This is a genomic window from Cellulomonas avistercoris (assembly GCF_014836445.1).
GTDB lineage: Bacteria > Actinomycetota > Actinomycetes > Actinomycetales > Cellulomonadaceae > Cellulomonas > Cellulomonas avistercoris.
On record NZ_JACSQV010000011.1, the window covers coordinates 104,892 to 116,148 of the forward strand.

7 protein-coding genes are annotated in these 11,257 nt (G+C 74.2%); 2 read left to right on the forward strand and 5 right to left on the reverse strand.

Features of this window, described 5'->3' with window-relative positions:
• Nucleotides 1-60: 60 nt before the first annotated feature.
• Complete coding sequence (locus H9657_RS13305) at nt 61-1,269, reverse strand: MATE family efflux transporter (RefSeq protein ID WP_191783900.1); 1,209 nt, start codon at nt 1,267-1,269, stop codon at nt 61-63.
• Nucleotides 1,266-2,729 (reverse strand): polysaccharide biosynthesis tyrosine autokinase, encoded by a 1,464-nt coding sequence (locus tag H9657_RS13310; protein WP_191783901.1) that lies wholly within the window; start codon nt 2,727-2,729, stop codon nt 1,266-1,268. The genes H9657_RS13305 and H9657_RS13310 overlap by 4 nt, the downstream gene beginning before the upstream one ends.
• A 337-nt stretch (nt 2,730-3,066) precedes the next feature.
• Between H9657_RS13310 and H9657_RS13315 the strand changes: the two genes are divergently transcribed.
• Nucleotides 3,067-5,226, forward strand: coding sequence for an endo-1,3-alpha-glucanase family glycosylhydrolase (locus H9657_RS13315; protein ID WP_191783902.1), 2,160 nt, complete (start codon nt 3,067-3,069; stop codon nt 5,224-5,226).
• Nucleotides 5,227-5,274: 48 nt separating this feature from the next.
• Here the strand turns inward: H9657_RS13315 and H9657_RS13320 are convergent, their stop codons facing one another.
• From H9657_RS13320 to H9657_RS13330, 3 genes are read right to left on the reverse strand one after another with little or no spacing between them, the layout of a single operon-like run.
• Entirely contained in the window at nt 5,275-5,835 is a 561-nt protein-coding gene (locus H9657_RS13320; RefSeq protein WP_191783903.1) for an LbetaH domain-containing protein, read from the reverse strand.
• Nucleotides 5,814-6,944: a glycosyltransferase gene (locus tag H9657_RS13325; RefSeq protein ID WP_191783904.1), complete on the reverse strand. Its 1,131-nt coding sequence runs from the start codon at nt 6,942-6,944 to the stop codon at nt 5,814-5,816. Before H9657_RS13325 ends, H9657_RS13320 begins: the two co-directional genes overlap by 22 nt.
• On the reverse strand, nt 6,941-7,660 hold the full coding sequence (locus tag H9657_RS13330; protein WP_191783905.1) for a CDP-alcohol phosphatidyltransferase family protein: 720 nt from the start codon (nt 7,658-7,660) through the stop codon (nt 6,941-6,943). Before H9657_RS13330 ends, H9657_RS13325 begins: the two co-directional genes overlap by 4 nt.
• A gap of 216 nt (nt 7,661-7,876) precedes the next feature.
• On the opposite strand from H9657_RS13330, the gene H9657_RS13335 reads away from it, so the two are divergent.
• On the forward strand, nt 7,877-11,257 hold a 3,381-nt coding region (locus tag H9657_RS13335), incomplete at its 3' end, for a LamG domain-containing protein (protein WP_191783906.1).

Consider the following 11,257-nt stretch of genomic DNA (forward strand, 5'->3'; position numbering starts at 1 on the left):
ACAGCTGGCGCGCGGCTGCCTCACTGGTCGCCACACGCTGGGGAGACGCGGCGAGCCCTGTCACGTCCGGACCACCCGGCGCACCTGGAGCCAGCCCAGGGCGGCCGCGAAGACCGCGCCCGCGGCGAGCCCCGCCGCGACCCACCGGACGTCCTGACCCACCAGGGCGCCGGCCGTGCCGCAGAGGACGGACACCAGCGCGACCCAGGTCTTCTGGACCGCCAGCTGGCGGGTCGCACGACGCACACGCAGCACGAGCACCGCCGCCGTCGACGCCCCCAGGAAGAGGTACTGCACGGTCGTGAGCGGCAGCACCTCCCGTGCGCTCTCCCACGTCGCGCCGAGCAGCGCACGGCCGGCGCCGTCGGGCAGCACGAGCAGGACGCCACCCCACGCGACCGTGACGAGCGCGAACGCGCCCGCCACCCGGGCCGCGACCCGCACGTCCCGGCGACGGTCGGCGCGGGCCACCTCGGGCGTCACCGCGAGGTTGACGAACGCCGTCAGCGTGTTGAGCGGTCCCATCAGGGTGCTGGCGCCGCGCAGCGCCGCGGCCGCGACGGGCCCCAGCACGTGACCCGCGACCGTGACGACGGCCAGCCCTGCGCCGAGCGAGGTCGCGCTCCCCCACGCGAGCGACGCGGCGAGCGCGTCACGCTCGGTGAGGGCCCGCCACCCCCCGCGCACGGCGGGCCACGCCCGCAGCGCGACGACGCCGACGACGAGCGCGGCGCAGGCGGCCGCGAGCCACACGCCGAGCACCGCCTCCAGGGGGGCGGTGCGCGGCAGGAGCAGCCCGACGACGACGACGAGGAGCCAGGTCACGTCCGAGACGAGCGCCGCGACAGGTCGGCCCGACGCGACCGCCCCGAACCGCACGAGGTCCTGCGTGCACGCGACCACCGTGGCGAGGCCCACTGCCGCGGGCAGCAGCGGCGACGCCGCCCCCGAGACGAGCCAGGCCACGCCCGCGACGACGGCGGCGGTCGGCACCGCGACGAGGAGAGCCCCGCCCAGCAGCGCGCGTGTGAGGTCGTGCGCGGAGCGGGCGTCGGGCTGCAGCGAGAGCCGGTTCCCGTACCCCGAGCGCACGACGCCGAGCGTGAAGGTGAGGACCGAGTAGGCCAACGAGAACCGGCCGAAGTCCGGGACGTCGAGGACCCGCGCGACCATGACGACCGCGAGCACGTTGGAGACGCTGGAAGCCGCCTGGTCGGCGAGCGAGACACCGCGCCGTCGCCAGCGACCGCCGGCGGTCGCGGGGGTCACTCGCGTGCGTCGTCGTCGTGACCGACCGCGGCTCCCTCGACGGCGTCGGGCACCGCGCCCCTCCCGGAGCGCGCCACCAGCGCCTCGGGGGCGTGCGCGGCAGGACTGCGACGTCGGAGCCGACCCACCCCCGGCCGTGCCGAGCTGCTCACGAGGTCGCCACGGCGCACGCGGTTCAGGGTCACGCCGAGGACGTTGGCGCCTGCCTGGCGCAGCACCTGCACCGCGCTGCGCAGCTGGGCTCGCGTCACGTGGCCGACGTCCGCGACCAGGAGCACGCTCGGTGCCGCCCGCGCGACCACCAGCCCGTCCGCCACCGTCAGCAGCGCCGGGGTGTCGATGACGACGACCTCGTAGCGACGCTCCAGCTCGCGCAACGTCTCAGCCATCGCGGAGGAGGCCAGCAGCTCGGTCGGGTTCGGCGGCCGCCGCCCGGCGGGCAGCACGTCGAGCTCGTCGCGCCAGGTCCGCACCACGTCGTCGAGGTCCTGGGCGTCGGCGAGCACCTCGACGAGGCCGGCCGCGCCTTCCATGCCGAGCGCGTGGGTCAGCTGCGCCGAGCGGACGCTGGCGTCCACGAGGCAGACGCTCGCGCCGCCCCGCGCCACTCCCAGCGCGAGGTCCATGGCGATCGAGGTCCGGCCCTCGCGCGGCACCGCCGACGTCACCGCCACGACGCCGTGCGAGCGCACGCGTCCGACGTACTCGATGTTGGCCCGCAGCACCCGCATCGCCTCGGCCGCCGGGCTGAACGGGTCGGCGTCCGCCAGGAGACCCGTGCCGCGCCGGCGGCGACGGGGCACGCGGCCCAGCACCGGCAGCTGCACGAGCTCCTCGACGTCCTCCTCGTTGCGCACCTTGTTGTCCGCGAGCTGCCGCAGCGCGGCGTAGCCGACACCGGCGACGAGTCCCGCGAGCAGGCCGAGCGCGAGGTTGACGCGCGGGCGCGGGGAGACGGGCGCGGCGGGAACCGCAGCGTTCTCGACGATGGTCCCCGAGATGGTCGAGGCACCCGTCGCGTCACGCGGCGAGAGGCGACCGGACGCGGCGACGAGCTCACGCGCGACCGCGTCGGCGATCGCGGCCGCCTCGCGCGCGTTGGAGCCGGTCACGGAGATGCGCACGAGGGACGTGTCGGTCGCGACGCCCGCGGTGATCCGCTGGGCGAGCTCACGCGCGTCGACGTCGAGAGCGAGGTCGTCGACGACGGCGTCCAGCACGTAGGGGACGCGGGCGAGCTCGACGAACGTCGCCACCTGGCGCTGCGAGTACGTGCTGCCCTGGACCAGCACCCCCAGGTCGGCTCCGCCGGAGACCGTGAAGTACACGCGGGCGGACGCCCGGTACGTCGGCGGTGTGGATGCGGTCAGCGCGACCGCCACCCCGATCCCGAGGACCACGCACAGCGCGACCCCCCACCAGCGCTGCCGGAGGATGCGCCCCCACTCCCTCAGCTCCACCTGGTCAGCCCTCCGCGCACGCCTCTGCCCACCTCGACCACGGGACGCGTCATGCTCCCACACCACCTCGGGACGGGGGTCGGTCCGGGCGGGCGAACGGTGGCGCCGGGCGAGGTACGGAGGGGGCGCTACGTGAGAGTTTCGTGAGACCGAGACCACCACCCGATCCCGCGACGGCCAGCCGGGTGCCCAGGCCGCGGACGCGTTTGACCCGTCCCGGGCGGCCCTCGGCCGGCCGACGCCGCGTTGACTGCTGGTTCCGGGACCCCCACACTCGCTCGAGACCGGATCGTGACCTTTTCGGGTGAACTGCCGCCTCCGGCAGACGGGAGATCGTATGAGGGACCGCCGACGGACGCAGGACCGGCCGGCGCGACCCCGGAGCACCCCCGGGCGGGGACGTACCGGGACGCGCCGCACCCTCGTCGGCGCGCTGTGCGCGGTGGCGCTCGTCGTCGCGCTCGGCCGCACCACGGACGCCGCCGTCGCCGCCACGACCACGGTCTCCGTGACCGCCTCCGACATGACGTACACGAACTCGCGCGAGCCGCGGACCGCGCTCGGCTACAAGGACTTCGCCTTCGCCACCCGCTCGGAGAACTCCACCTACGTGCGGTTCGCGACGCCGGCGGCGCCGGACGCCCGCGCGACGATCGAGTCCGCGACCCTCGTGCTGCAGGCGCGCACGTCCTCGTCGAAGGACCGCGCGCTGCTCGTGCGCACCGTCGGAGCGTCGTGGCGCGAGGCCACGCTCACGCACGACACGCGGCCGAGGGCGACGGGCCGTCCCGTCAACACCCCGGCCCGCGTGGCCGCCAGCACCACGGTCCGCGTCCCCGTCGACCCTGCGGCGGTGCACCCGGGAGGGACGACCGCGTTCGCCCTCTCGTTCGACCGCCCCGACCCGCGGGTGAGCTTCTGGAGCGACTCGCGCCGCAGGGCCCGCCTCGAGGTAAAGTACCGGCTGACCGGCACGTCGGCCACTCCCACGCAGGCGACGTCGGCGCACCCCACCTCCACGTCGCGCCCGGCTCCCACCGCCACCCCGAAGGCCACCCCCACGCCGACGAGGACGCCGACGTCCGCGCCCACGTCCTCGCCGACGGCCGCGCCGGCACCGGCTCCGACGACCGCGCCGGTCACGGGCGCGCGCTCCGACCTCCCGTACGTGCCGGCCACCGGTGGAGCCAAGAAGGTGTGGGCCCACTACTTCCCGCCGTACCCGATCTCCCTCGACAACCGGCCCGCCGACGAGGACTACTACACGCGCAACTACCTCGACCCCGCCGGTGAGGGCAGCAAGTTCGCCGACGTCGGTGGCCTCCTGCGCGACCGCCCCCTGCCGCGCTCCCCGCTGTCGGGCGACTGGGCCCTGCACGACATGACGGCCGAGGTCGAGCAGGCCCGTTCGGCAGGGATCGACGGTTTCACCGTCAACGTCCTGGGCATCACGGGCGCCAACTGGGACCGCACGCTCGACCTCGTCGAGGCGGCCGAGCGGACCGGCGGGTTCACCGTCGTGCCGAACATCGACACCAACGCCAGCGGTGTCGAGGCGGGCCCCACCCGGCTCGCGGCCGCGATCGCTCCGCTGCTGCGCAGCAGCGCGGCCGAGCGGCTGCCCGACGGGCGCGTCGTCCTCTCGTCGTTCAAGGCAGAGGGCAAGTCGGTGGAGTGGTGGTCCGAGCTCTTCCGGACGCTCGAGCAGGAGCACGGGGTGCGCGTCGCGTTCACTGCCGTCCTCCTCGACTCGTCGTCCGCCAACATGGAGGCGTTCGCCCCGATCAGCTGGGCCCTGAGCAACTGGGGAGCACGCAACCCGGGCAAGGCCCGGGCCGCCGCCGACTACGCCGCACGCGCGCACGCGCTGGGCGTCAGGTGGATGGCGCCCGTGGCGGTCCAGGACGTCCGCCCGACCCAGGGCATCTACGACGAGGCGGCGAACACGGAGACCCTCGAGGCCACGTGGCGCAACGCGGTCGACGACGGTGCCGACCTGGTGCAGCTCATCACGTGGAACGACTACTCGGAGTCCACGTCGTTCGCCCCGTCCGCGGCGCACGGGTGGACCTTCCTCGACGTCTCGGGCTACTACCAGAGCGAGTTCAAGTCCGGGGCGGTCCCGACGGTCACCCAGGACGCCCTGTACGTGACCCACCGGGTGCACGCCGTGGACAGCCGGGTGACGCAGCAGAGCGACCTCGCGACCGTGCGCAGCGACGCGAACGCCACCGAGCCGCGGGACACCGTCGAGGTGCTCTCGTTCCTCACGGCTCCGGCGGACGTGACCGTGACCGTGGGCGGGCGGCAGCAGACGGTCCGCGTCGGGGCAGGCGTCTCACGCACCACGGTGCCGCTCGCCACCGGCGAGGTCTCCGCCGTCGCCCGACGCAACGGCGCCACGATCGCCCACGTGAGCTCACCGTTCACCGTGGTGTCGCGGCCCGAGGTGCAGGACCTGCAGTACTACGGGGTCGCCAGCCTGCGGAACCCGTGACCCGCGGTGGGGGCCGAGCGGACCACCGCCCGCCCCCCACGACCAGCCTCAGTCGGGGAAGCGCGCCCGCAGCACCTGCGGCTCGGGTTGACCGACGACCATCCCGGCGGGCACGTCGGAACGCACGGTGGTCCCCGGCGTGACGACAGCCGACGTCCCGACCTCGACACCCCCGAGCACGATGCAACGCGTCGTGACCCATGCCCCGGCTCGCACGACGACCGGTCGCGCGACCACCCTCATGTCACGCCGGGCGTCGTGCGAGCCCGTCGTCACGAACGTCTCCTGGGACAGCACCACGTCGTGCTCGAGAACGACGCGCTCACGGTTGGAGATCCAGACGCCCTCGCCGATCCAGCAGTCGTCGCCGATCTCGAGGTTCCACGGGAACCGCACCCGTACCCGTGGCCGGATCACCACCCCCGTACCGATCCGCGCACCGAACCGCCGCAGCACGGCGACCCGCAGCGCCGACGAGGGCTGCAGCGCGTTGCTGACGACCGCCCACTCCGTCAGGCGCCACAGCGCGACGTGCCAACCAGGACGCCCCCAGCCGGTGGGCGCGGGTGGCACCTCCGCCAGCGGGATCACGCGAGGCTGACCGTCCACGGCGCACCTCCTCCTGCGGTCGTGTACTCGTCGAGCAGCCGCTCGGCGAGCGCCGCGAGCCCGAACTCGTCCTCGGCGAGCTCCCGCGCGGCGGCACGTCCGGCAGCTCCCTGCCCGACCAGTTCCGCAACCGCGGTGGCCAGGTCCTGGGGCGTCGACGGCACCACGCGGGCACCCGTGCTCGACGCGGCGATCACTGCGAGACCGCAGGTCGGGTCGACCACGACCGGCGTCCCGACCGAGAGCGCCTCGAGCACCACCATGGGGAACGGCTCCGCCTCGCTCGGGAGGACCAGCACGTCCAGCCCGGCGAGAACACCCGGCACGTCCTGCGGCGGCAGGGCGCCGCGGTACTCCACGTCGACGTCCGGGTGGTCCGCGAGCCAGCGGCGCAGGGCCTCGAGGTCGCCGCCGTCCGGGCCGACCACGACCCCGCGGTAGCGCCCGGGCTCACGCCGCGAGAGCTCGAGCATCCCTTCGGCCCACGCGAGCACGCGCTTGCGCGGATGGAGGCGGGAGCAGAAGCCGACCACGCGGACGTCGCTGCCCGACCCGTCGCCGGCAGGCGCCGGCGGCACGGCGTTGCGCACGGCGACGAGCCGGAGGCCGGGCGCGACGTCACCGAGCGCGGCGCGTTCGGTGTCCGTGAGGGTGAGTGCGAGCGCCGCACCGCGCAGGACGGGCCGCGTCAGGAGCGCGTCGTACACGGCGAGGACGCGCGAGCGCGCCGGCTTGATCATGCCGTGCGTCTGCACGACGTACGGCACGCCGAGCGCACGGCACAGGAGCGCCGCGGGCATCGTCGTGAGGTCGCGCGCCAGGTGCACGTGGACGAGGTCCTGGCGGCGCGCGTTCCGCAGCACCCACAGCAGCACCCCGGGACTGACGAGGGTGCCGAAGGACGACCTCCACCACCGGGCGCGGCGGAGCACGTGCCGGACGCGGTCGTCCGTCGCGTGCCAGCGACCGTCCCATCCCGACACGAGCGTCACGTCGGCGCGGCCTGCCAGCGCAGCGGTCTGCGCGAGAGCGACGGTCGTGGGCCCGCCGTAGGTCCCGTCCGCCGCGACCAGCGCGACCACGTGCGCGACGCGCGCCGGATGCGTCACGCCACCACCGCCCGGTCGAGGGCGCCGAGCTCACGGGACCAGCGCACGAGGAAGGCGGCCGCGACGAGCACGCGGACCGCCGCCAGAGCCGTGTAGGCGACGACGAACCAGCCGCCTGCGCCCAGCAGCAGGAACACGAGGCAGAAGACGCCGTAGTCCGCCGGCAGGAGAGCGACGGCGCGCAGCGTCGACGGCGCGCGGCCGGGCGCACCGGCACGGGTGCGCTTCAGCAGCTCGGTGAGGGTGCCACCGACGAACGTGACCACGGCCGCGAGCTGGAACACGAGCGGCACCAGGAGCCACGTCGACCCGGGCGGTGTGTCGAACCGGTACCAGGAGACCAGCACGGCGGCGTGGACCGCGACCATCTTGCCGGCGTCGACGACGTGGTCCAGCCACTCCCCCTGCGCGCTGGCACGGCCCGTCAGCCGCGCGACCTGGCCGTCCGCGGAGTCCAGGGCGAACCCGAGCGCGAGAAGGAACCACACGAGCACGCCCGTCGACACCCCCGGCCGGCCGAGTGCGAGGACCAGGACCCCCGCGGCCGTGGTCAGGACGCTGAGTCCGGTGACGCCGTTGGGGGCGACCCCCGCCCGTGCGAGGACCACCGCCAGCGCACGCCCCGCGGGGCGGTTCACCCACCGGGAGTAGAGCGACACACCGGCCTTGCGCTTCTGCGCCGAGGCCAGGCTCTCCCAGTCCTGTCGCAGCTCCACCGACCGCACGCGCACCACCCCTCCGCCGCGCCCGGCACCGCGTGGCACCGTCGAGGCCGCCAGCCTGGCACAGGACAGAACAGTCGTAACCGGACATTCGGCGATTCACCCGCACCCCGAGTCGTTTCACCCGATCCCGGAGTCCGAGATGTCCGCCCTAAGCCGTAATGTCCCAAACGCCGGAGCCCGGCTGCCATCCGTCCCCGAGGTGACCCCATGCGCTACCCGATCAGCCTCACCAGCGCGGCAGTTCTCGGCCTCGCCCTCGGCATCGCTCTCTCCACCCCCGCCCACGCGGTCGACGTGCCCGGTGGGTTCACGGCCGACGACCTCCCCACCTGGCAGACCAACGGCACGGTGCGCACCCTGACGCCGTCCGCGGCCGGCCTGGTGGTCGCCGGGGGCAGCTTCACCACGCTGCGGCCGCCCGGTACGTCCGAGGGCGATCCCACCTCGGTCCAGCGCTCCGGCCTCGCCGTGCTCGACGCGGCGACCGGCAGCCCCACCTCGTGCGCACCAGCGGTGCGCAACGGCACCCAGGCCGGCACCGTCCACGCCGCGGTGACGGCACCCGACGGCCGGACCGTCTACATCGGAGGGTCGTTCTCCTCCGTGGCAGGCATCTCGCGCGGCAACGTCGCCGCCATCGACCTGCCGACGTGCACGGTCGTGGGGAGCTTCACGGCGTCCGCGTCCGGGCCGGTGTACGCCCTCACGGCGACCACCTCCAGGCTGTACCTCGGCGGACTGTTCAACACCGTCAACGGCCAGCTGCGCCCCCGGCTCGCAGCCGTCACCACCGCGTCCGGCGCGGTGCTCGCGTTCTCCCCTGCGCCGGCGGAGGAGGTCCTCGCCCTCAACGTGGACCCCGCTAACGGGAACGTGCTCGTGGGTGGCCGCTTCTCCGAGATCGCGGGCCAGGAGTCCCACGCTCTCGCCGTGCTCGACCCCGACGGCGCCCTCGTGCGCGGCTACCCCAAGGGCTTCATCCCGTGGAGCGCCGGCAGCGGGCAGCGCAACGGCACGTCCGTCATCAAGAGCATCACCGTCGACCAGGACGGCTTCTACGTCGGTGCAGAGGGCACGGGGACCGGCGTGTGGGACGGCCGCGCGGCGTTCTCGTGGGACACGTACGAGCAGCGCTGGCGCGACCGCTGCCTCGGCGCCACCCAGGCCGCGGTGCCGTACAAGGGCATCCTGTACGCCGCCAGCCACAGTCACGACTGCTCGACCGAGGACCTCTTCGAGGACGGCCAACGGCACTACTTCTCGGCGCAGTCGACGACGGACAAGAAGTGGATCAACTGGTCACCCGACGGCAACGACGGGATCGGCGAGGGTATCGGTCCGCGCGCGATGACGATCGCGACGAAGGGCGGCAAGGACTACCTGTGGACCGGCGGCGAGTTCACGAGCATCAACTCCTCCCCGCAGCGCGGCCTGACGCGCTTCACGACCGGCCCCGACGTGAGCGCACCGACCATCCCCGGGGCCGCGGTCGTGCAGAGCTACGACCCGACGACGAACGTCGTGTCCTGGCGCTCGAGCATCGACAAGGACGACTCCCGGATCATCTACGACGTCTACCGCAACAACGGCGCGACGCCGATCGGCACGGTGTCCGGCACGAGCACCTACTGGGACCGGACCCAGCTGCAGTACGTCGACACGGGCGTCGTGGCCGGTCAGAGCTACTCCTACCGCGTCACGGCGCGTGACGAGTCCGGCAACACCTCGAGCAAGAGCGGGGCACGCTCGGGCGTCGTGGCCGCGACGGCGGTGCCCTACGCGTCACGGGTCGTCGCCGACGGCGCGCGCATCTACTTCCGTGGCGACGAGCCCTCGGGCGTGTACGCCGCCTCGCTCGGCAACGGGAACCGCGGCGGCTACTACGCCGGCACCGCCGGGCGCGATGCACCTGGCGCGACGGGGGACGGCAGCGCCGCCCTCACCTTCACCGGCGAGAACACGTCGTTCCTGCACACCGAGTCACGCGAGACCGGCCCGCTGCAGTACACGGTCGAGGCCTGGGTCAGCACCACGTCGACCAGCGGCGGCAAGATCATCGGGTTCGGCGACCGCGCGTGGACCAACAACCGCAACAGGACCAGCGGGAACTACGACCGGCACGTCTACCTGCGCAACGACGGCCGCGTCGTGTTCGGCGTCTGGACGGGGTCGGCGACGACTCTCACCTCGCCGACGGCGATCAACGACGGCGCCTGGCACCACGTGGTGGCGACCCAGGGCCCCGGCGGCATGACGCTGTTCGTCGACGGCTCGCGCGTGGGCCGCAACACCAACGCCTCGGCGCAGGAGTACACGGGCTTCTGGCGGGTCGGAGGCGACATCCTCAGCGGTTGGCCGAACCGTCCGTCGTCGGACTTCCTCGCCGGCTCGATCGACGAGGTCGCCGTCTACGACACCCCCCTCACGCCGCAGCAGGTCGCGGCGCACTACACCGCGACCGGCCGCACCGTGGCCGGTGCGATACCCGTGCCCACCGACGCGTACGGCGCGGAGGTGCACGGCGACGGGCCCGGCGCCTACTGGCGCCTCGGCGAGCAGAGCGGCGCCGTCGCGTACGACAGCTCCGGCAACGCCGAGACGGCCGGCGTGACCGGCGCGGTCACGTGGGGCGTCCCGGGTGCGGTCCAGGGCACCACCGACACGGGCACCACGTTCGCGGGCACGGCCGGCGCGGGCGTCGCTGCGACGAGCGCGCTGACCTCACCCACGCGGTGGAGCAGCGAGGTCTGGTTCCGGACGACGAGTACGACGGGCGGCAAGCTCATCGGGTTCGGCAGCTCGCAGACCGGGACCTCGAGCAACCACGACAAGCACCTGTACATGACCAACGACGGCAGGCTGGTCGCCGGCGTCTACACCGGGTCGACGCAGGTCGCGACGTCCACCGCGGCGTACAACGACGGCACCTGGCACCACGCCGTGGTGACGCAGGGCGACTCCGGTCTGCAGCTGTACGTCGACGGCTCGGTCGTGGCGAGCAACCCCGTGACGACCAACCAGGCGTACGCCGGGTTCTGGCGGCTCGGGGGCGACACCGTCAGCGGCTGGCCGTCGGCGCCGACGTCCGGATGGTTCGCGGGCGACCTCGACGAGGCCGCCGTCTACCCGCGGGCGCTCACGGCGACCGAGGTCGCGTCGCACTGGTCCCTCGGCAGCGGGGTCACGGGCGCGGACACCACACCGCCCACCGCGGTCGGCGCCCTCACCGCCACGGCCGACGGCACCTCGGTCGACCTGACCTGGACCGCCGCGACCGACGACACCGCCGTCACCGCCTACGACATCCACCGCACGGCCGGGCCCGGCGCCCCGATCGGCGCGGCCACCCTGGTCGCCACGGTCACCGGCACCACCTGGACCGACACCGGACTGGCACCCGGCACGCACCACTACCAGGTCGTCGCACGTGACGCCGCCGGCAACACCGGACCCGCCGCCGCAGCCGACGCCGACGTCCCGGGCCCGGTCCCCGTCCCGGTCCCGGACACCGCACCGCCCACCGCGGTCGGCGCCCTCACCGCCACGGCCGACGGCACCTCGGTCGACCTGACCTGGACCGCCGCGACC

Excerpts from the sequence above, each read along its gene's own strand:
- H9657_RS13315 (WP_191783902.1), top strand. The coding sequence starts at position 3,067 with ATGAGGGACCGCCGACGGACGCAGGACCGGCCGGCGCGACCCCGGAGC.